At 40.4% G+C, this 22,885-nt stretch carries 18 protein-coding genes and 1 tRNA gene; 7 read left to right on the top strand and 12 right to left on the bottom strand.

The window, feature by feature from the left end:
• The 9 genes from dppD to glyQ all read right to left on the bottom strand — a co-directional run.
• Positions 1–968 (bottom strand): dipeptide ABC transporter ATP-binding protein (gene dppD / locus ACU696_RS03845; RefSeq protein WP_447343038.1); only part of this gene is annotated, 968 nt, incomplete at its 3' end.
• A gap of 12 nt (positions 969–980) precedes the next feature.
• Entirely contained in the window at positions 981–1,883 is a 903-nt protein-coding gene (dppC, locus tag ACU696_RS03840; protein WP_447343037.1) for a dipeptide ABC transporter permease DppC, read from the bottom strand.
• Positions 1,884–1,893: 10 nt separating this feature from the next.
• Positions 1,894–2,913, bottom strand: a complete 1,020-nt coding sequence (gene dppB, locus ACU696_RS03835) for a dipeptide ABC transporter permease DppB (RefSeq protein WP_004262635.1) — start codon at positions 2,911–2,913, stop codon at positions 1,894–1,896.
• Positions 2,914–3,081: 168 nt separating this feature from the next.
• Positions 3,082–4,689 (bottom strand): dipeptide ABC transporter periplasmic-binding protein DppA, encoded by a 1,608-nt coding sequence (gene dppA, locus ACU696_RS03830; RefSeq protein ID WP_109912888.1) that lies wholly within the window; start codon positions 4,687–4,689, stop codon positions 3,082–3,084.
• A gap of 620 nt (positions 4,690–5,309) precedes the next feature.
• On the bottom strand, positions 5,310–6,833 hold the full coding sequence (locus tag ACU696_RS03825) for a ShlB/FhaC/HecB family hemolysin secretion/activation protein (protein ID WP_196718847.1): 1,524 nt from the start codon (positions 6,831–6,833) through the stop codon (positions 5,310–5,312).
• Entirely contained in the window at positions 6,823–6,990 is a 168-nt protein-coding gene (locus ACU696_RS03820) for a hypothetical protein (RefSeq protein ID WP_196720010.1), read from the bottom strand. Before ACU696_RS03820 ends, ACU696_RS03825 begins: the two co-directional genes overlap by 11 nt.
• 134 nt (positions 6,991–7,124) lie before the next feature.
• Positions 7,125–7,201 (bottom strand) — tRNA-Pro (locus ACU696_RS03815).
• A 220-nt stretch (positions 7,202–7,421) separates the two neighbouring features.
• Positions 7,422–9,491, bottom strand: a complete 2,070-nt coding sequence (gene glyS / locus ACU696_RS03810) for a glycine--tRNA ligase subunit beta (protein ID WP_109912886.1) — start codon at positions 9,489–9,491, stop codon at positions 7,422–7,424.
• A gap of 9 nt (positions 9,492–9,500) precedes the next feature.
• The gene (glyQ, locus tag ACU696_RS03805) at positions 9,501–10,409 is read right to left on the bottom strand and encodes a glycine--tRNA ligase subunit alpha (protein ID WP_004262647.1); all 909 of its coding nucleotides are present in this window, start codon (positions 10,407–10,409) and stop codon (positions 9,501–9,503) included.
• 202 nt (positions 10,410–10,611) lie between these two features.
• Here glyQ and ACU696_RS03800 point away from each other — a divergent pair, with 202 nt between their 5' ends.
• Entirely contained in the window at positions 10,612–11,175 is a 564-nt protein-coding gene (locus ACU696_RS03800) for a DNA-3-methyladenine glycosylase I (protein ID WP_209102373.1), read from the top strand.
• Between the two features lie 205 nt (positions 11,176–11,380).
• Positions 11,381–12,637 (top strand): valine--pyruvate transaminase, encoded by a 1,257-nt coding sequence (locus ACU696_RS03795; RefSeq protein ID WP_164528282.1) that lies wholly within the window; start codon positions 11,381–11,383, stop codon positions 12,635–12,637.
• Between the two features lie 319 nt (positions 12,638–12,956).
• Here the strand turns inward: ACU696_RS03795 and ACU696_RS03790 are convergent, their stop codons facing one another.
• Positions 12,957–14,615 (bottom strand): putative transporter, encoded by a 1,659-nt coding sequence (locus tag ACU696_RS03790; RefSeq protein WP_109912882.1) that lies wholly within the window; start codon positions 14,613–14,615, stop codon positions 12,957–12,959.
• A 390-nt stretch (positions 14,616–15,005) separates the two neighbouring features.
• Between ACU696_RS03790 and ACU696_RS03785 the strand changes: the two genes are divergently transcribed.
• Positions 15,006–15,320, top strand: a complete 315-nt coding sequence (locus ACU696_RS03785) for a YceK/YidQ family lipoprotein (RefSeq protein ID WP_109912881.1) — start codon at positions 15,006–15,008, stop codon at positions 15,318–15,320.
• A gap of 302 nt (positions 15,321–15,622) precedes the next feature.
• Here the strand turns inward: ACU696_RS03785 and ACU696_RS03780 are convergent, their stop codons facing one another.
• Positions 15,623–16,951, bottom strand: a complete 1,329-nt coding sequence (locus tag ACU696_RS03780) for a DUF3748 domain-containing protein (protein ID WP_196720009.1) — start codon at positions 16,949–16,951, stop codon at positions 15,623–15,625.
• 122 nt (positions 16,952–17,073) lie between these two features.
• Between ACU696_RS03780 and ACU696_RS03775 the strand changes: the two genes are divergently transcribed.
• Positions 17,074–17,688 carry a trimeric intracellular cation channel family protein gene (locus ACU696_RS03775; protein ID WP_004266070.1) on the top strand — a complete coding sequence of 205 codons (615 nt, stop codon included), beginning with the start codon at positions 17,074–17,076 and terminating at the stop codon, positions 17,686–17,688.
• 17 nt (positions 17,689–17,705) lie between these two features.
• On the opposite strand, the gene ligB is transcribed toward ACU696_RS03775, so the two are convergent.
• A complete protein-coding gene (gene ligB / locus ACU696_RS03770) occupies positions 17,706–19,430 on the bottom strand; it encodes an NAD-dependent DNA ligase LigB (RefSeq protein WP_196723649.1) in 1,725 nt (574 codons plus the stop codon).
• Positions 19,431–19,782: 352 nt separating this feature from the next.
• Between ligB and gmk the strand changes: the two genes are divergently transcribed.
• Genes gmk through spoT form a run of 3 tightly spaced genes read left to right on the top strand, consistent with a single transcriptional unit; the run spans position 19,783 to position 22,875 of the window.
• Positions 19,783–20,406 (top strand): guanylate kinase, encoded by a 624-nt coding sequence (gene gmk / locus ACU696_RS03765; RefSeq protein WP_004266082.1) that lies wholly within the window; start codon positions 19,783–19,785, stop codon positions 20,404–20,406.
• Between the two features lie 56 nt (positions 20,407–20,462).
• Complete coding sequence (gene rpoZ / locus ACU696_RS03760) at positions 20,463–20,738, top strand: DNA-directed RNA polymerase subunit omega (protein ID WP_004262665.1); 276 nt, start codon at positions 20,463–20,465, stop codon at positions 20,736–20,738.
• Between the two features lie 19 nt (positions 20,739–20,757).
• Positions 20,758–22,875, top strand: coding sequence for a bifunctional GTP diphosphokinase/guanosine-3',5'-bis pyrophosphate 3'-pyrophosphohydrolase (gene spoT / locus ACU696_RS03755; protein ID WP_004266083.1), 2,118 nt, complete (start codon positions 20,758–20,760; stop codon positions 22,873–22,875).
• Positions 22,876–22,885: the final 10 nt, after the last annotated feature.

The raw sequence follows: 22,885 nt of genomic DNA, 5'->3' as shown, positions 1-22,885 counted from the left end.
CTCCCCATATCATCCAGCGGCATATGGCATTTGACTTGGCGATCACCAACGGTTTGTAACATTGGCTCTTCTTGACGGCATTTCTCCGTTGCATACGGACAACGTGGATTCAATAAACAACCCACAGGCCTATCATATTTTCCGGGCACTACACCCGGGAGTGAGGCTAAACGTGATTTATTCGTCGCAAATTCAGGCAAAGCACGTAGTAGCGCTTGTGTATAAGGATGACGAGGATGCTTAAAAATATCGTTCGCTTTGGCTGACTCAACCACCTGCCCCGCATACATCACAATAATATGATGTGCAGCTTCTGCCACTAAAGCGAGGTCATGAGTGATAAGTACCAACGCCATATTTTCTTGTTGCTGTAATTCCAACAGCAATTCAATAATTTGCGCTTGAATAGTGACATCTAACGCTGTTGTCGGTTCATCCGCAATCAATAACTTAGGACGACATGCAATTGCCATTGCTATCATTACACGCTGGCTCATTCCACCGGACAACTGGTGGGGATACACATCTAAACGTGATTGTGGATCAGGGATCCCTACCATATCTAAGAGGTCAATAGCCCGCTGTTTACGTGTACTTTTGCTTCCTCCTTGGTGAACTTTCAACGCTTCCATGATTTGATAACCCACAGTAAAACATGGGTTTAAACTGGTCATCGGGTCTTGGAAAATCATTGCTACATCGGCACCAACAATCTGCCTGCGTTCTTTTTCAGGGATCGACAGTAAATCACGCCCATCAAATTTTAAAGAATCAGCCATTACTTTCCCGGGGTAATCAATTAACCCCATAATCGCGAGTGAGCTAACGGATTTACCTGAACCCGATTCACCAACGATACCAACGACTTGGCCTTTATCAACGCTATAACTGATGCGGTCAACGGCGCGAAACGGTGCTTTTTCGTCTCCGAAATGTACCGAAAGTTGTTCTACATTTAACAATGCCATTTGGTTACCTCATCACTGCTTGAGTTTTGGATCAAATGCATCACGTAACCCATCACCCATCAGGTTAAACGCAAGCACCGTCAATAAAATTGCCAGTCCAGGGAAAGTCACAACCCACCATGCGCTTTGTGCAAATTGCAGCACATCAGACAGCATCGTTCCCCACTCAGGAGTCGGTGGCTGTGCGCCCATTCCAAGGAAACCCAAAGCAGCCATATCTAAAATGGCATTCGAAAAACCTAAAGAGGCCTGCACAATCAATGGAGCCAAGCAGTTAGGCAAGATGTTCACAAACATTTGGCGTACTGCCCCGGCCCCCGCAACACGAGAAGCCGTCACATAGTCACGGTTTACTTCCACTAAAACCGCTGCTCGTGTTAATCGAATATAGTGAGGTAATGCAACAAACGTCAAAGCAATCGAGGCATTAACAATAGAAGGACCAAAAATGGCGACCAGCACCAAGGCTAATAATAAACTTGGTAATGCCAGCATGATATCGACAACACGCATAATTAATGCGTCAACGACACCACCAAAATAGCCAGCGATCACACCAATAGTGACCCCCATGATTAATGATAGAACAACCACTAAACAGCCAACTAGCAGTGACAGGCGGGCGCCATACATTAAACGAGAGAGTAGGTCGCGCCCAACATCATCAGTCCCTAAAATAAACTGCCAACTTCCCCCATCTTCCCAAACGGGTGGAGCAAGTAAGAAATCACGGAATTGTTCGTCTGGGGCATGTGGGGCTAATACCCTCGCAAAAATCGCAATCAGTACCATCAGGATAATGTAGAACATCCCGACAACTGCCCCTTTGTTACGTTTAAAATAGTGCCAAAATTCTTGTAATGGGGTCATCGGCTGCGGGGCGCTGACAACGGTTGGCTCAGTAGATTGAGACATTTAGCGCTCCTTATTTTTTATGACGAATACGTGGGTTTACAATGCCATACAGCACGTCGACCACTAAGTTTACGAAGATAATCAATGTCGCAACCAGCAGAACTCCCCCCTGGACAACAGGGTAGTCTCGACGCTGTAGCCCTTCGATTAACCAGCGTCCTAACCCGGGCCATGAGAAAATAGTTTCTGTCAAAATAGCCCCTGCTAACATCACCCCCACCTGCAAGCCAATTACCGTGACCACAGGCAATAATGCATTGCGTAATGCATGAATTAAAATTACGCGCGCGCGGCCAAGACCTTTGGCACGAGCAGTACGAATATAATCTTCTCCCAGCACTTCTAGCATTGATGAGCGAGTCATACGTACAATGACGGCTAATGGGATCGTTCCCAAAACAATGGAAGGCAATATTAAGTGCTCTACAGCATCAATAAAATCGCCATCTTCACCCCAAATTAGGGTATCAATTAACATAAAACCGGTTAGAGGCTGAGAATCATCAAGAAAAACGGTATCACTGACTCGCCCTGCAACCGGGGTGAGGTCTAACTGTACCGACACTAACATGATGAGCATGATCCCCCACCAGAAGATAGGCATTGAGTAACCCGTTAAAGAAAGGCCAATTGCGGTATGGTCAAAAATTGACCCACGTTTTACTGCGGCTAACACCCCAACTGGGATCCCAACAGAAATCGCAAAAATCATAGCGCAAGTTGCCAATTCGACTGTTGCTAAAAAACGAGGTAAAAACTCTTCCCATACCCCGATGCGACTTTTTAGGGAAATCCCCAAATCACCATGAAATATCCCATTGATATAATGGAGATATTGTTTCCAAAGTGGCTGATCAAGCCCTAGTTCAGCCATTAAATAAGCATGCCTTTCAGGGGATAACCCCCTTTCACCAGCCATGATCATCACCGGGTCACCCGGGATCATGTGGACAAAAGCAAAAGTCAATAATGTAATACCGATAAACGTGGGGATCACAAGCCCCAATCGTCGGAGGATAAATTGCAACATATCCTGAATCTCTTTAATAATGCCGTTGACGGCTCTTAGTCCGTTTGGCTACTCAGAAAATCGCTTTTCCGGGTGCTCACAAACAACTCAACTTTTCTGCTTCTTCTAGAGAAGAAAACGCCCTCCGCTCTAAACCAGCAACGAAGGGCATAGACAGATTAGATACGATTACTTCTCAATATCGACGTTTTCGAAGTGGTGTTTGCCTAGTGGGTCAACCACATAGCCTTTGACTTCTTTACGTACTGGTTCAAACACTGTGGAGTGCGCAATAATGAGGGCTGGAGCCTGCTCATTCATCACAACTTGCGCTTGTTTGTACAGCTCGACTCGTTTGTCGTGATCTGCTGTTTGACGTGCTGGTTGGATCAAGTTTTCGAAACTTTGATTACACCATTTTGAGTAGTTAGAACCTTGTTCTTTTGCTGCACAGCTAAACAAGGTTGCAAAGAAGTTATCAGGGTCCCCATTGTCACCCGTCCAACCCATCATTACCGTTTGTGGCTCGCCATCTTTCGCTCGCTTGAGGTATTCACCCCACTCATAGCTGACAACCTTTGATTTAACGCCAACTTTTGCCCAGTCCGCTTGGATCATTTCCGCCATGCGACGGGCATTTGGGTTATATGGTCGTTGAACAGGCATAGCCCATAGGTCAATTTCAAAGCCATTCGGGAAGCCCGCTTCTGCTAATAATGCTTTTGCTTTTTCAGGATTATATTCGTAATCGTTCACCGCATCGTTATAGCCCCACATTGTTGGTGGGATAAGGTTTTTCGCTTTTTGGCCTGCACCTTGATAAACCGCTTCGATAATTGCATCTTTGTTCACCGCCATAGACAGTGCTTGGCGAACCTTTTGATTATCCAGTGGTTTTTTCTCAACGTTATAAGAGAGATAACCAACGTTCAGCCCTGGTTGCTCCATTAACGTAATGTCTTTATCTTGCTTCATGCGCTCTAAATCAGCCGGGTTTGGATATGGCATAACTTGGCATTCATTTTTTTGCAATTTTGCATAACGAACGGAAGCATCTGGTGTGATAGAGAAGACTAAGCGGTCAAGTTTAGGTTTCGTGCCCCAGTATTGATCATTGGCTTTATAAAGAATACGAGAGTCTTTTTGATACTGTTGCAGAACAAATGGGCCCGTTCCAATTGGGTTTAAGTCTACTTTTTCTGGCGTGCCCGCTTTCAGCATCTGGTCTGCATATTCAGCAGAAAGAATTGATGCGAAGTCCATTGCCATATCAGCTAAGAATGGAGATTCAGGGCGAGTTAAGGTAATTTTTACCGTATTATCATCAACTTTCTCTACTTTATCGATGATTTTATCCATATCCATTCCCATAAAGTATTCATAGCTACCGCCTGAAACTTTATGATATGGGTGGTTAGCATCTTTTTGACGCATAAATGTATAGATTACATCGTCTGCGTTCAAATCACGGCTTGGTTTAAATTCTTTATTCGAGTGCCATTTGACACCTTTACGCAGATGGAAAGTGTACTCTTTACCATCATCGCTCACTTCCCAGCTTTCAGCCAAACCGGGTTCAATTTCAGTTGTTCCTAATTTGAACTCAACTAAACGGTTATACAGTGGGATAGAGCTTGCATCATAAGTCGTTCCTGATGTGAACAACTGTGGGTTAAAGCCCTCAGGGGAGCCCTCTGAACAATAAACTAATGTTTTTGCCTGTACTGATGCGGATACCGCTAATGCTGCCAATGTAAGCCCTACTGTCAGTAGGCCTGTCTTTTTAATAGAGCGCATCTGTATGCTCCTATGGTGTTCATGTTGTTTTGCTTGATGTCTAAATCCGTCATAAAAGCGACAGATGTAGTATCTGTATTTTTTGTTATTCATTGTGCAATTAATCAACTGTCACTCGCTTCGTCAATAGCCACATTTACGACCCACCTTCAATTCATGTAACATATTAGAAACAATTAACACTGCAATTTAGCTTAAAATTTCATAATAAAGAACGAGACGCAGGCGTTATAACCATATAATTAGTAATGAATAGGGTTTTATATCGAGGTTATTTATTTTTATATTTGTGATTAAGTGCTGAATTACTGAACGAATATAGTGCTTTTATTGGTGCGATACGAAATAAAACACTAAAGAGAATCGATGTGGAAATTATTTTAGTATGTAATTATTTAGTTTGTTTTTTATGCAAATAAAAAACATTCAACTGCCTATGCTAAACATAATTTTAACCATTTGATAACTTAAAGAATAAAATAATACTCGCCGTATTATTTCAGTCGATTTATTGGCGTACAGAAAATGCTCTAATACATACGATAAAAACTACAATTAGCTAATTTGTATAAAAAACACCACTTAGATGACGCGACAAACAATACAATCTACTGATTTTATTAATAATAATATGCAACATGAAGGCCCGAACTGACATCATGCATAACAGGTTGGTTTCCTTGCCAAAAAGGCATTTCCGCAAATAAGTGATATGACAAACGCCCTAATTGGCCTTTTGCTCCTATCCTTCCACCTAGTAAAACGTTTTCCTTCCAAAATGTTGCTTTATCATTTGCCGTTGCTCCTATACCCAATGAAGTATATAGAGCCACTTGCTGCCAAGGAGTATTCCATAACAGTTCATTTTCCAACCTTAAGCTATTATCCCCCATATCAGTATATTGCGGTCCGCCAGTAAAACCGCTAATACCACCAGCTCCAACTAATGATTCTTGGTCTAGTAACACATCTAACTTGTCACGGCTCAGCTGCACCTCAAATTGGCCTTGATATTGAAAAGGAAGCACTTCTCTATACGTTGAAAGTGATATTTTCAAAATTTGAGGCTTACGCAATCCCGTTATTTGCTGTGCATTAGCACCAAACCAGTCAGTTCCTTGCTTATATTTTAATTTTAGTAAGGTATTGCCTTGTGAAAAATTAATTTGATGAGAAAATTCACCAATAATGTAATTAGCATAGCGCTGTTGTGTTTGTAAGTATAAATCAGACAAAAAAGTGTCACTTTTTTGGGTTTGAGACCCTATGCTTATTGAGGTAACCGAATGTTCAGTTCGCTTTAATAAGTATTCTGCATTTAGTAAGAGGAACCAGTGGTACTGTTGTAGTGGTAAAGCCATATCATAGCCGGTAAGAACGGATTTATTTTCCTGATACCCACCAGATACAGAAAAAAGCCAATAATGATATGGAAGGGAATAGAACAATGCTGCTGATGTTATTTCAGTGTCTTCCGAACCGCTTAGCTGACGACTGACTTCCGAATATAAAAAATCACTGCGTAGCAAAGGATTAGCGGCTATAAAAGTATGGCTGACTGTATTACCTACCTGCCGAGCAATTGAGCGTGACTCAAAAGATAGAATCCCTTGAAATTCACGTCGGTGTTGACCAATCACCAATATTTGCGTGCCGTTTTCATTGGTTTCATCTGGAATTAATTTAATTTGAAAGGGAAGCAAAGAAGTGTTTTGTAAATTGTATAAGCCTTGCTCAAGATGCCAAAGGTTAAGCGCTTCCCCTGGCTTAAAAGGAAATACATGTGGCAGTAAGTTGTCTTCTCTCGGTTCATTTTGATAAACCACCGAAGAAACGGTTCCTACTATTATTTTTGCTTGCAGGATACCAAACAGAAAAGTTTGCTCTGGATAATATAAATAAGAGGTCAGGTAGCCAGCTTTAATAAGCTCAGCCCTAATATAGTCTGCATAGTCGAGCAAACCTTGCTCGCTAATACACTTACCTTCTAGCTTTTTTCGCCATCCATCAATATGCCTAGATGAAATTTCAGTTAGCTGCTGAGCATCGATTAAATAAACTTGGTTAATTATGATACATGTAGGTAATGTTTGAGTAATGGCAGTAACAGGCGTTATAGCATGGCTATAAGCTTTATTGGGCATGAACGCCCAAAAAAAGAAATAAAGGTATATTGATAAAACGTTGTTGGCTTTCATTAACGAGTCCTTGTAATGAAAAAGCTTTTTTACTGGAAACAACATAAAAATGAATAATGATATTCATAAATAATGAGCTATCTGCGAACAATAAATAACTCATCAGTTCAACCATGAACTGGTTATATATCAACAGAAATAGGCTATGGAGAGCAAGGCAAGTTAGTCTGAAATTATAGATAGAAAAAGGAAGATAAAAACGAAAAAACCCACCTCAATGAGGTGGGTCTTAGAATTTGGTCGGCGAGAGAGGATTCGAACCTCCGACCCACTGGTCCCAAACCAGTTGCGCTACCAAGCTGCGCTACTCGCCGAAAACGGTGTGAATAATACTGCCAAGAACGGAGATCGTCAACCCATTTTTCGCCAATTCGGTTCGTTTGCTGATAAAACCACCAAAATGGTAAGGTTTATAAGCTAATCACCTTATTTAAAGTAAAAAATAAGCACTAGAGTATTTTAGTGCTTATTTATCAAACAGGTTAGCATTTATAAAAATAGCGTTAACAATAAGCTAAAAACCTAATTTAAAACCTATTGCAGCAAAGAAATATCTGCTACTTTCAAGAACAACTCACGTAACTGGCTTAATAGCGTCAAACGGTTAATACGCACCGCTTGGTCTTCATCCATTACCATAACATTTGCAAAGAATTCATCCACGATATCGCGTAAAGAAGCTAATTCAACTAAAGCCTCTTGATAATTTCTTTCTGCAAACATTGGCGCAAGCTTATCTTGTAGCACCACAACATGAGTCGCTAACTTGACTTCTTCAGGCGTTTTTAAAACAGATGCTAAAACGTTGTCAGCCAGTTTTTCTTCTGATTTACTCAGAATATTGGAAACACGTTTATTTGCCGCTGCAAGTGCCTGTGCTTCTTCTAATGAACGGAAGTGAGTAACTGCTTTCACTCGTGCATCAAAGTCAGCAGGTTGTGTTGGACGACGAGCTAATACCGCTTGAATGGTATCAATGCTATAGCCTAATTCTTGATACCAAGAACGGAAACGACCAAGCATAAACTCTACAACGTCATTAACTACATTTTCATTGGTTAATTTATCGCCATATAAACGAGCCGCTTCTTCTGTCATTTCAACGAGATCAAGCTGGTAGCCTTTTTCAACGATAATGCGTAGGACGCCTAGTGCAGCACGGCGCAGAGCGAATGGATCTTTATCACCTTTAGGATGTTGGCCGATACCAAAAATACCAGCAAGCGTATCCATTTTTTCAGCCAATGCTAATGCAGCTGACACATCTGTCGATGGAAGTGCATCTCCTGAAAAACGTGGCTGATACTGCTCTTTTAAAGCTAATGCAACGTCTTCTGACTCACCGTCATGGCGTGCGTAGTGCATTCCCATAACACCTTGAGTGTCTGTAAACTCAAACACCATGTTAGTCATTAAGTCACATTTGGCTAATAAGCCAGCTCGTGTTGCATGATTGACATCTGCACCAATTTTACTCGCAATCCAGCCCGCTAGGGCTTCTAAACGATCTGTTTTATCACGCAGCGTACCTAATTGTTTTTGGAACAATACAGTTTCTAAACGTGGTAAGTTATCTTCCAAACGTTGTTTACGGTCAGTTTTAAAGAAAAATTCGGCATCAGCTAAACGCGGACGTACAACTTTTTCGTTACCTGAAATGATTTGTTGAGGATCAGAAGACTCAATATTTGCCACAAAGATAAAGTTAGGCATTAACTTGCCAGCCTTATCATAAACTGGGAAATATTTTTGGTCCCCTTTCATGGTGTAAACTAGCGCTTCGGAAGGAACATCTAAGAATTTCTCTTCAAATTTAGCCGTTAAAACGACCGGCCATTCAACCAATGAAGTCACTTCTTCAAGTAAGCTATCCGTTAAGTCAGCTTGGCCACCAAGAGCCTGAGCCGCTTTTTCCGCATCCGCTTTAATAACCGCTTTACGTTCTGCGTAATCAGCCATGACTTTACCGCGTTCACGTAAAATGGCTGGATATTGTTCAGCGTTATCAATAGTAAATTCAGCTTCACCCATAAAACGGTGACCACGAATTGTGCGCCCGCTCTTAATACCTAAAATTTCACCCTCGATAACATCACTACCTAACAGTAATGTGACCGTATGAACAGGGCGCACGAATTGAGTGTCTTTATCTGCCCAGCGCATTAATTTAGGGATTGGTAATTTTGCTAGCGCACGGCTAGTCATATCAACCAATAATTCGCTGACAGCCTGCCCTTTCATTTGGGCACGGTATAGTAACCATTCACCTTTATCTGTGGTTAAACGCTCAGCTTGGTCAACGGTAATACCACAACCACGAGCCCAGCCTTCAGCAGCTTTAGTTGGTTGGCCATCCGGACCAAATGCCTGAGAGATAGCAGGACCGCGTTTTTCAACTTCACGGTCTGGCTGTGAAGCCGCTAAATCAGCTACTTTAAGTGCTAAACGACGAGGGGCAGCAAACCACGTTACTGCACCATGGGCAATATCAGCGCCATCAAGTTCAGCCGTAAAATTTGCAGCAAATGATTCAGCTAATGAACGAAGAGCCTTCGGCGGTAACTCTTCGGTGCCGATTTCCACAAGGAAAGTCTGTTGAGTCATGACAGCCTCTTAGTTCTTATGACACATAGGGAATCCAAGCGCTTCACGAGAAGCATAATACGCTTCGGCAACCCCTTTAGTTAGGGTACGAATACGTAAAATATAGCGTTGGCGTTCAGTAACAGAAATGGCTTTACGTGCATCTAGTAGGTTGAAAGTGTGAGCCGCTTTCAAGATACGTTCGTATGCAGGTAGTGGAAGTGGTGTTTCCAAAGCCAGCAAGTGTTGAGCTTCTTTTTCATACTCTTCAAAACATTTGAAAAGAAAATCAACATTTGCGTATTCGAAGTTATAGGTTGACTGCTCTACTTCGTTTTGATGATAAATATCACCATAAGTGGTTTTACCCAATGGGCCATCACACCAGACAAGGTCATACACGCTGTCCACGCCTTGAATATACATCGCTAAGCGTTCTAGGCCGTATGTAATTTCACCTGTTACGGGTTTACATTCAAGACCACCGACCTGCTGGAAGTAAGTAAATTGAGTCACTTCCATCCCGTTAAGCCACACTTCCCAGCCTAATCCCCAAGCGCCCAATGTTGGGTTTTCCCAGTTATCTTCAACAAAACGAATGTCGTGAACTGTTGGGTCAACACCTAATTCTTTTAAAGAACCCAGATATAATTCTTGGATGTTGTCTGGTGATGGTTTGATGATCACCTGAAACTGATAATAATGTTGTAGACGGTTTGGGTTCTCACCATAGCGACCATCAGTTGGTCGGCGAGATGGTTGAACATAAGCCGCAGCAATAGGCTCAGGGCCTAATGCACGCAAACACGTCATTGGGTGAGAGGTTCCTGCGCCGACTTCCATGTCCAATGGTTGAACAATGGTACAGCCTTGACGCGCCCAGTAGTCCTGTAATGTCAGGATAAGACCTTGGAAGGTTTTGGTATCAAACTTTTGCATGTTAGATCCGCACGCGATACGTAAAATTTAATGAAAGTACGCCAGTATACCCTTTGACCGCAAGATATACAGCATTGAATATGCCTGTATTTATTCTAAAAATAAAAAAAAATACTTTCACCCCTTTAAAGCTGGTTATTTATACAGTATAAATGGTTTGTTTTTTGAAACAAGGTTATCGAAACTGTAAAAAGGATGAAAAATGGATACTCCCCTGACACGCTGCCAGTGGGTCAATCAAGATCCTGAATATATCGCTTATCACGACCATGAATGGGGTAAACCCACTTATGACAACTTAGCATTATTTGAAATGATCTGTCTTGAAGGCCAACAAGCCGGGCTCTCTTGGTACACTATTTTAAAAAAACGCCAAGGATATCGTGATTTATTTCATCATTTCGATCCCGAAAAAATTGCATTAATGGATGAAGACGATATTGAGCGACTTATGCAAGATACTCGCATCATCCGTAACCGATTAAAAATTAATGGGATTATTGCGAATGCAAAAGCCTATTTAACCATGAAAGAAAATGGTGAAGATTTTTCCAGTTTTATTTGGCAATTTGTAAATGGTCAACCCATTGTCAATGGTTGGGAAAAACCATCGCAAGTCCCTGCGGAAACTGAAATTTCTAAGCTTCTTTCCAAGGCGCTCAAAAAACGTGGGTTTAAATTTGTCGGTTCGATCACTTGTTATGCCTTTATGCAGGCAACTGGCATGATAAATGACCATTTAGTGAATTGTTGCCAATTTAAATAAATTAGTTTTTATCGGTATAACTCATCGAGTAAAAAGAAAAATAAACTACCAAAGCATTAACATTACGATATTTTAGACCATTAAATAGATTTAATTTGATATTTTAACTTAAAAAAAGATAGAAATGAGTGGTTGAACTCTGAGATGCAGCGGAGTATGTTTTAAATTCCATTAACAATCTAATAAACATATGTGAATAAATGCGATGATATTTTCTAAATTTGGTAATAAATTTGCTCAAAATTCAGGTATTTCATTATTAATGAAAGACTTGAATGAAGGCATAAGAACACCTGGCTCCATTATGTTAGGGGGAGGAAATCCTGCTCATATCCCTGAAATGGATAAGTATTTTCAAGATCTATTAGCTGAGATATGCGCTAATGGCCAATTGACGGACACTTTATGTAATTATGATGGTCCTCAAGGTAAAGATGCCATGTTGAAAGCGCTTGCAGCAACGCTAAAAGCAAAACTAGGTTGGAATATTAGCGCGAAAAATATTGCCCTATCTAACGGCAGTCAGAGTGCTTTTTTCTATCTATTTAACTTGCTAGCCGGTCGCTTTGAAGATGGTATCACCCGTAAAGTGCTATTTCCTCTTGCCCCTGAATATGTCGGTTATGCAGACTCAGGTCTTGATGATGGCTTATTCGTTGCTAATAAGCCACAAATTGAATTTTTACCTAATGGTCAATTTAAATACCGAGTAGACTTCAACACATTAGAGGTTACTGATGATATTGGTGTGATTTGTGTGTCTCGCCCAACAAATCCGACTGGTAATGTCATTACTGATGAAGAAGTTGAGCATTTAGACCAACTAGCTAAACAACATAATATCCCACTATTAATAGATAATGCTTATGGTGTTCCTTTCCCTGGCATTATCTTCAGCGAAGCTACGCCATTTTGGAACGAAAATGTCATTCTTTGTATGAGTTTATCTAAACTTGGTTTACCTGGAACTCGATGCGGCATTATCATCGCTAACGAAGAAATCATTGAAGCTGTTAGTAACATGAATGGTATCATCAGCCTCGCCCCTGGTGGCATAGGCCCTGCACTTGCCTTAGAAATGCTTAAAAAAGATGACCTTATCTCGTTATCTAAGAATGTAATTGGTCCTTTTTATAAGCAGCGTGTAGAAGAAGCCATCGAAATTATTCGCCGCTATATCCCAGAAGATAAGTGTTTAATTCATAAGCCAGAAGGTGCCATTTTCCTCTGGTTATGGTTTAAAGACCTACCAATTAATTGCTTAGAATTATACCAACGCTTAAAAAAACGTGGTGTATTGATGGTTCCCGGACATTACTTCTTCCCTGGTATTGAACAGGATTGGCCACATGCGCATCAATGTATGCGTATGAACTATGTCCCTGAGCCAGAAAAAATCGAACAGGGGATCAAAATATTAGCTGAAGAGCTTGAAAAAGCTTATCAAGAAGTAACCTGTTAGATTATGAAATAACAAGGGTTTTAACCCTGTTATTACAATAGTTAGGTAAAAAAAAAGCCCTTTCATGTAGAAAGGGCTAAAAATTAGCGAGAACTCCGTAATTGAAATCAAATTAACTTTTCAATACGAATATCATTCAAAACTATTAGAACATCTTTTCTATTTGGTCATTGCTTGAACAAAAGCACTTTTTGCCCCTATATATCGTGATACCTTTCATTACTCGCTTATACTCCAATTATCGAAACTCACTTATCACATTGAAAAAATTATAATTTTTAAAATTTCAATAAAATTTTGGTTGATCATCATATGGGTACTAAACAGCCCAAAATAAAATAGCCAGCAATTGAGGTGAAATAATTCTTAAAAACATCGCTAATGGATAAACCGTTGCATAAGATAATGCCGGAGCACCGCTGGTCGAATGTATATTATTTGCGAATGCTAATGCAGGAGGGTCTGTCATGGAACCCGCTAGCACTCCACAAAGGCTTAAATAGTTCATTTTGCCAAAAATTCGAGCTACTACACCTGTAATAAACAACGGTACAAACGTAATCAATAACCCATAGCCAATCCAAGTCAACCCATCACCTTTAATTAAAGTATCAATGAAGCCACCACCAGAATTGAGCCCTACCACTGCAAGGAACATGACAATCCCTAGCTCCCTTAACGCAAGGTTAGCACTCGGAGGCATAAACCAATATAAGCGCCCAATAGTCCCTATACGACCAAGAATTAATGCAACAACTAGTGGGCCTCCTGCTAGTCCAAGTTTCAACGCTGCTGGGAAACCAGGAACAAAAACGGGTATTGAGCCCAGCACAACCCCTAGCCCGATTCCAAGGAACACAGGTAACATTTGAACTTGCTGTAGTTTTTGTTTTGCATTACCTAATAAAGCGGTGACTGCTTCAATTGATTCAGGCCGACCAACAATATTTAAAATATCGCCAAATTGTAAAACTGAATTGTTATTAGCAACTAAATCAATACCCGTACGGTTTAATCGTGTCACAACAACGTCATATTTTTGTTTTAAATTTAAGTCCTTAAGCCTTTTACTTAGTACAGCATCATTCGTCACAACCACACGAACGGAATGTAAAATAGAGCTTGATGTAGACAGAGATGCATCAACTTCTTCGCCTAATATTAAGCGAACTTTATTTAAATCATCTTTTAAACCAACAACGTGCAATAAGTCACCTAAATGTATTTCTGTTGTGGGTTGAGGAACAACGAGCATATCTCCGCGTTTTAATCTTGAACAAACAATCGCTTCGCTACCAAGTAGTGGGATGTCTTGCATAATTAAGCCATCAAGATTGGCGTTACGAATGGCAATATTCATAGTCTGCAGAGAGTCGCGCTGTTGAAAAGAGGAATTATTAAATGCAGAAGCTTCTTTTTCTACTGAAATTCTAAAGATGATGCGTACTAACCACATCACCAGTAAGATGCCACAAATTCCCATAGGGTAAGCCATGGCGTAGCCCATTCCCATTTGGCCAATTAGATTAGGGTCAGAGCCTAAGTCAGTTAAAATTTGCTGACCAGCACCTAAAGATGGCGTATTCGTTACTGCCCCTGAAAAAATACCTAAGATAATCGGCAATGGAATATTTGCGACTTTATATATGATTGCTGTTACCACCGCACCTAAGACAACAACCATCAACGCGAAACCATTTAGTTTGAGACCAGAAACACGTAGAGAGGAGAAAAATCCAGGTCCAACCTGAATACCAATCGTGTATACAAACAGTATCAAGCCAAATTCTTGAATAAAATGCAGCATGTCTTTATTCAGTTGTAAGCCGTAACTTTGAGCAAAATGCCCAACGATGATCCCCCCAAATAGGACACCACCAATTCCCAGCCCAACACTACGGATCTTCCAATTACCAATCCATAGCCCTAAAGCAGCAGCTAACGCCAACAAACTTACAGTAAGAGCTAATTCACTCATAGACCGCATCCTTTTGACGACAAGTTACCCGTTAAACACACCTAAATAGGTGATAAAACATACTACTGAATCGATTATGCCAAATAGCATAAGGGTAATATGTGCCATAGAGCACAGTTCAGAATGAATAAATGATCTATTTTTTTAGAATTTTCAAACTGATAACAAATATAAAATAGTATGTCTTTATTTCTTAACGTTATTTATTATTCATCTAATAGATACTGAAGACAAACATTTTTAGTTAATAGATACAAGTAAACTATTAACTAAAAAAATACATACGGTTAAATAAAATAATAATATGATACTATTATTGTGAATTTCTTGTTTTTCGTTATTATAAGTCAATATTAGGAATAACAAGCTAAATACAGGTTAACAACGTCTATGCCGAGTTTAATTTCAATACGATTATGTTTCCTTATCGCACCGCTTATTTTGAGTGGTTGCTCGAGTATTATGACTCATGCAGGCCCATCAGAAGGTTATTACCCTGGTTCGAAAAATAGTATTAAAATGATTAAAGATGATGAAACTGGCTGGGTTGTTAAGCCTTTGCTTGCTATTGATTTACCTTTCTCTGTTGTTATGGATACTCTTTTAATTCCTTTAGATTACGCGAAATCGGGTAATGATGATAAAGCTGGTTCACCAAAAAAACGCCTAGAAGAACTTGAAAAGAAAGATAAAACTAAAAAATAATTTAGGTTAAATCAAACGTTTGTAATTAAAATTTTACTGTGTAATAAATGTATTTACTAATACATTATTTTTAATCTAAGATCTGAGTAATCATTTATATAATACTTCTTTAATTATTATCTTATTTTGATAAGAACCATTTTTAACTAAATATTTTATTTATAAGTTTCTTTGTACTCAACATATGAATAATTAGCAATTAAGTGTTCTAAATACCAATTAGAGCCAAATCAAAACAATTACGAATAGAAAAGTTAACCAGAATTTTTGTACCCGTAATTGTAATAATCTAATTATTGCATTTACCGATTTAAACCGGTTTCTACTGTATAAATTTGCCTAAATCCATCAATATCACGCATAAATGCGATCAACTCATCATTAGGTGAAAATACAACTGCATCAACAACAGGGGCAAGCTCAGTCCGTTGCGTTAATTTTTGTATGGCTCCGGTCTCGACATGACAATACATGACACTATTGTCACGAATAAAGCAAATGTTCTGACCTTTACTATCCCAGCTAAAAGCAGACTGAATGGGTGAAGAACCATGCGTTATTTGCCTTTGTATTCCAGTTAGCGTATCAACTAACCATAACTGAGCATTACCGCTATCATCATTCATTAAACAAGCGATCGATTTACCATCTGGCGAAGTTCTAAGCCAATGCCTAGGGGTTTTTGATAAACCAGGAAATTTTCTATTGTACGTATAGGTTAAGCGCCTTTGCTGTATACCTTTTGGTGGAGAAGGCATACTGGATTCTGTTCCTTGGATAGGTAATTCCCCCGCAACCATGTAATCCTCCGGCTGTGAAGGCAGATCGACAATGTAGATCTCAGGAATAATTTCTCCATCTGTAGAATGAGTATCGCCAATAAACACCAGCGCTCTTTCCTGCCACTTTCCATTCTCTTTTTGATAGCCTTTTTGGCCAACCCAACCCTCTTCATATGCACGGCTTATTTCATCGCTGCTTGGTTTAGGTTGTTGCGTTGTTCGCGTCACAACACAACAAAAGTAATCGCCATTATATTCTCGAAAATGTTTTTTAGGGCTCACATTAACGGGCCCAATAGGCACTGCAATTGCAACATTTCGTTGGTCTAATTGCACATCTAATTCATGCATTACGTGGTCGTTATAGGTAAAACTCAGCCACTTTCCGTCTGGACTATAAACATGGACATGAGTGCCTCCACGTAATGCACCCACTAAATAAGGAGGGGTAATACACATTGCATCAATTGGGTGAGCTACGTTTAATTGCTCTTCTTTGACATACACCCCTCTTCGATGGTGAAAGTCATATTGCCACTGTTCATCTGGATGCTCAGGACCATGGATAAAAGCATATTGAATTGGTGGTTGAGGACTTACCGTTACCACCCCAACGTGAGCCCCATGGCTTGCGTGATAAATTTCAACGGTCTGTAATGTTTTTACATGAATTTTTTCTATAGATAAACCAGTAAAAGAACTACCGTTTGGTCGTATATCATAAGCTAACCATTCGCTATCTGGAGTCCAAACATTAATGTTCGTTAGTTGATGGCTTCGCTCATCGTATGTTAAACGTGTTTCTTTATAGGGCAATTTATTATTCAATCTGTTATCCTTTGACATCATTTAATATCGCTATCGGATTATTTTAACTAATCTAGTTTAGTCAATACTAGAAAATCTCAGTCGAGAAGTTTCACAAGTAATATTACCCTTTAGCAATAACCTTAGTCTTGAACAAAACTACCATGTTATTAAGTGTACTTTATATTATTGGTATCACCGCAGAAGCCATGACTGGAGCACTTGCAGCTGGCAGGCGAAAAATGGATGTCTTTGGCGTCATCATTATTGCATCTGCGACGGCAATCGGTGGTGGTTCCGTCCGTGATATCTTACTTGGCCATTACCCCTTAGGTTGGGTGGAACACCCTGAGTATATCCTGACTGTTGCAGGCGCCGCTATTGTGACAATTTGGATAGCGCCTATGATGAAACATTTACGCCGATTATTCCTCATATTAGATGCTATCGGGCTCATTGTATTTTCTATACTCGGTGCCCAAATAGCCCTCGATATGAACTATAGCCCGATCATCGCTGCCATCGCAGCAGTGATTACAGGTGTTTTTGGTGGCGTGCTAAGAGACATGCTGTGCAACACAATCCCTTTAGTTTTCCAAAAAGAGGTCTATGCTGGTGTCTCTTTCGCCGCCGCTTGGATCTATATCGGACTATTACAAACCCCTCTACCTAAAGATATTGTGGTAATTATCACACTCGTTGTTGGCTTAAGTGCAAGGCTAATAGCCATTCGTTATCGTCTTGGTTTACCTATCTTTAATTACGAAAATCAAGATTAGCCTCACTGTTTCAGCCATTAATCGTTTGCTATTGATGGCTGAGTAGCTTGCATATCTGACAAAATTCGCAAAATAGATTGAATTTCCGGTTCCGCTAACCATTTAGCTAATTTTTTCTTTTGCAGCTCAGTCAAATTTATACTGTTAACCCATGAAGAGTCATACAGCATACCTATATCATTCACCCTTTCTATTTGTAATTTAGGTAGTGGAATCGCTAGGCCTTTTAACCACAGCGAAATAGGTTGAGCCTTTGCCATTTTCAGTTGCTTTACTAACATTTGGTGCTTTTTACCTTTAGGTAAATCGTTTTGCCATTGTTCTGACAACCAAGTTGTTAGTTGAGTAAGATTATGCCTCTCAGCCCACTGGCGCCATGTAGCTTCATTTATGCCTCGAATACTGAGTTGTTTACCTAGCCATGTTAACCTTGCGACAAATTGCTGTGAGCAAGACTCCGTATAAGCCAGGCAACTGAGTGCATGAAATTGCTTGAATGTTGATACATTTGGATATTCGCGCTTCTCTCGCCGCCAAACAACTTCTTCAATCTTTGGACTTCCAAGCCCTGAAAGAGAGACAAGTATTTTATCTCCAACAATTAAATCTCGTTTTTCCCATGATGATAACGAGCCAGCATTTACCTTTGAAATAGTTTTTGAGTCAATATTGATGGGGGTTATCTCGGTAACGACACTAACCCTTCCTGTTCTACCTATATTAAATTTGAGTTTAGTGACCTCTGATAACACACTACGTAATGGATATTTCCAGGCAATTGCCCAACTATTTTGTTTTGATTGCCAAGCTGATGCCGCTGGCGCTGGAAAATTTTTAAGTACTACACCATCAGTAGCAAATGGTAGTTGACCTTGATAATAGTATTCCCTCAGTTGCTTAGCTTGGGTTTTATTTTCAACTTTATGGCTATATTGCTCAGCTAACGGAAAACCTATCTCAGAAAGTAGTGTTAACTGTGTTTTTGGATTAGCATCTCCCGCAGGCCATGCCCAAATAAAAATACCAATATTTTCTTCGGGAACGGTTGGGGTATTTTTTCGCATTAACCACCCCGCAATTTTATTACGAGCGTTTACTCCCCCACTTTTAGCTTGAATATGCCCATTCATACGCCAAAATAGTTCACCTTGAAGGACTAACATCCCTGAATATTTAATTTGTTTAGGTATCGCAGGAATAAAGTCTGCTTTTGCTCGCCACTCTATTCCTTCAATGCTATTTCCTCGGCTAATCATAGAAACAAGCTTCCCATTCTTATAAACCAACGTTACCGCTACACCATCAACTTTAGGTTGCAACCAAATATTTTTACGTGTTTTTATCCAGTTATAAACCTCTAATTCATTGAGTTTCTTCAACCCTGTATGAGGAATAGGGTGTGTAGCTAACTTTGATTTTTCAGGTAGTTGTACGTCTGGTAACACTTCAGGGAGTTGCTGGCATCGCTGTAAAGAACGCCACAAATTAAAGAGCTGATCATAAGCTTCGTCACTAATGGAACTGCTACCAGCCAAACGGTAAGTTTGGTTCCACTGCTGTAATTGTTTACCTAGCCGATAACTCTCCTGCCTTATTATTTTACTATTTTGTTCTGCACACTGTTCATTAATAGCACCTTGCAGCGATGCTTGGGCAATATTAATACATACCATTACCCCAACGATTAACCCACCTAACCTATAAGCTGACGCTAACCAATAACCATACAAAATATAAATCATAACTATTCCTTGTTATAACTATTCCCAGTTATTACTAATCCCAGTTATTACTAATCCATTGGGATGCCATTCCTTTAAAGTATTTTGCCCTCATTCGCTAAGCATGAAACAACTTCCCTTACTCTGCCTCCGTAAAATGAATTATTTGTAAAAAGCTTCGCAAAACGAATGTTGCTTTCATGAGTAATAAGTTAATTTCTCGAGTCTGTTCACAATTTAGTTACTAATCAAATTCATTTAATTAAAATTCATGATTTATTGATATCGCTGCATGTTGATGCAAGTCCGTGTATACTATGTCGGGTTTATCGCCATCTTTTATGTTTAATCCTCGACTATTCAAGAAATCATCATGATACAAGGCACGTTATATATTGTTTCTGCCCCTAGTGGTGCAGGGAAATCAAGTCTGATTCAGGCTTTATTAAAAACACAACCACTGTATGACACTCAGGTTTCCGTTTCTCATACAACTCGAGCTGCACGACCAGGAGAAGTTCACGGCGAGCACTATTTTTTTGTATCTGAAACTGATTTTTTACAAATGGTCGACAAAGGTGAATTCCTAGAACATGCATGCGTTTTTGGGAATTATTATGGGACGTCAAAACCCATCATTGAAGATGTATTAAACAGCGGTGTTGATGTTTTTCTTGATATCGATTGGCAGGGAGCGCAGCAAATTAGGGCTACAATGCCTGAAGCACGCAGCATTTTTATTCTCCCACCATCAAAAGATGAACTTTATCGTCGCCTAAGAGGGCGCGGACAAGACAGCGATGACGTTATTGAAAAACGTATGTCACAAGCAGTAGGTGAAATTGAACATTTCAACGAGTATGATTACCTTATTGTTAATGATGATTTCAATACCGCGCTGAGCGATTTACAATCTATCATCCGTACTGAGCGTTTAAAGTTAGAGCGTCAAGTTCAGCGACATGATGCTTTAATCAGCAAATTACTAGCAGACTGAGCATAGTTTCAGTATCATATCAGGTCATTTTTTTATTTCTTTGGAGTAGCACACTTATGGCACGCGTAACTGTTCAAGACGCAGTAGAGAAAATTGGTAACCGTTTTGACCTCGTATTGGTTGCGGCACGTAGAGCTCGTCAGTTACAAACGGGTGGAAAAGACCCTTTAGTTCCTGAAGAAAATGATAAATATACTGTTATCGCATTACGTGAAGTAGAAGAAGGTTTAATCAACGGTCACATTTTAGATGTGCGTGAACGCCAAGAACAGCAAGAGCAAGAAGCGGCTGAAATGCAAGCAGTTTCTGCAATCGCTGAAGGTCGTCGCTAATCACTAAGGTGGGTCTGCCTTGTATCTGTTTGAAAGCCTTAATTTAGTCATTCAAAAGTATCTTCCTAAAGAACAAGTTGAATTACTAAGAAAAGCCTATGTTGTTGCACGGGATGCCCATGAAGGACAGACCCGTTCGAGTGGTGAGCCCTATATTACTCACCCAGTTGCTGTTGCTTGTATTCTTGCTGAGATGCGTTTGGACCATGAAACACTTATGGCAGCGCTACTTCATGATGTGATTGAAGATACTCCAGCGACATTTCAAGATATAGAAGAATTGTTTGGTACCACCGTCGCCGGTCTCGTTGAAGGTGTATCCAAACTAGACAAGCTCAACTTTCGCGACAAAAAAGAAGCTCAAGCAGAAAACTTCCGCAAAATGATCATGGCAATGGTAAAAGATATCCGTGTCATTTTGATAAAACTGGCAGACCGCACTCACAACATGCGCACGTTAGGGTCACTTAGGCCCGATAAGCGTCGACGCATTGCACGTGAAACCCTTGAAATATATAGCCCGTTAGCCCACAGGCTAGGTATACACCACATTAAAACAGAGCTTGAAGAGCTTGGTTTTGAAGCGTTATATCCCAACCGTTATCGTGTTATTAAGGAAGTCGTCAAGGCTGCTCGCGGTAACCGAAAAGAGATGATCCAAAAAATTCTTTCGGAAATTGACGGTAGGCTAACCGAGGCAGGTGTTCCTTGTCGCGTAAGTGGCAGAGAAAAACACCTTTATTCCATCTATCGCAAAATGCACCAAAAAGAGCAACGCTTCCATTCCATTATGGATATCTATGCTTTTAGGGTAATTGTGAAAGATGTGGATACTTGCTACCGCGTTTTGGGTCAAATGCATAGCTTATACAAACCGCGCCCGGGGCGTATCAAAGACTATATTGCCATCCCTAAAGCCAACGGCTATCAATCGCTACATACCTCTCTCATTGGGCCACATGGTGTGCCTGTCGAAGTGCAAATTCGCACAGAAGACATGGACCAAATGGCTGAGATGGGCGTTGCTGCGCATTGGGCCTATAAAGAGCAGGGAGAACAAGGTACTACTGCACAAGTTAGAGCTCAACGTTGGATGCAAAGCCTACTTGAGTTACAACAAAGTGCAGGTAGCTCATTTGAATTTATTGAAAGCGTTAAATCGGATCTATTTCCAGATGAAATCTACGTTTTCACCCCTGAAGGCCGCATTGTGGAGTTACCTACTGGTGCCACACCTGTTGACTTTGCCTACGCGGTGCACACAGATATTGGTCATGCTTGCGTGGGCGCACGAGTTGATCGCCAGCCTTACCCGCTTTCGCAATCCCTGACTAGCGGCCAAACTGTCGAAATTATTACCGCACCTGGCGCACGTCCAAATGCGGCATGGCTCAATTTTGTTGTCAGCTCAAAAGCACGAGCTAAAATTCGCCAGTTATTGAAAAACTTAAAACGTGAAGACTCTATTAATTTAGGTCGTCGTTTACTCAACCATGCCCTAGGGGCAGGAAATAAACTCACTGATATCCCTCAAGCCAATATTGATGCAGAATTAGCCCGTATGAAGTTGCATTCTATCGATGATTTGCTTGCTGAAATTGGGTTGGGTAATGCCATGAGTGTGGTTGTTGCACGTAATTTACAAAACAACCCACAAAATACACCGGAAGAACAGGCCGTTGTCGAAAGCCGCAATAAACTATCCATTAAAGGAGCTGATGGCGTTCTTATTACTTTCGCAAAATGTTGCCGTCCAATTCCCGGTGACCCAATTGTTGCGCATATTAGCCCTGGAAAAGGTCTGGTTATCCATCATGAGTCTTGCCGTAACATCCGTGGTTACCAAAAAGAACCCGATAAATTTATGGCCGTAGAGTGGGATAACGACACAGATACTGATTTCATTGCTGAAATTAAAGTCGATATGATTAACCATCAAGGTGCTTTAGCGAATTTAACTGCCGCTATTAATGATGCCAATTCAAGTATTCAGAGTATGAATACAGAAGAAAAAGATGGCCGTGTATATTGTGCCTTTATTCGCCTTACGACTAAAAACCGTGTTCAATTGGCAAACGTAATGCGGAAAATCCGTATTATGCCTGACGTTCTACGTGTTAGCCGAAACCGTAATTAACGACCATACC

Source organism: Providencia sp. PROV_01, from assembly GCF_053098325.1.
This window is presented reverse-complemented; position numbering and strand designations above follow the sequence as displayed.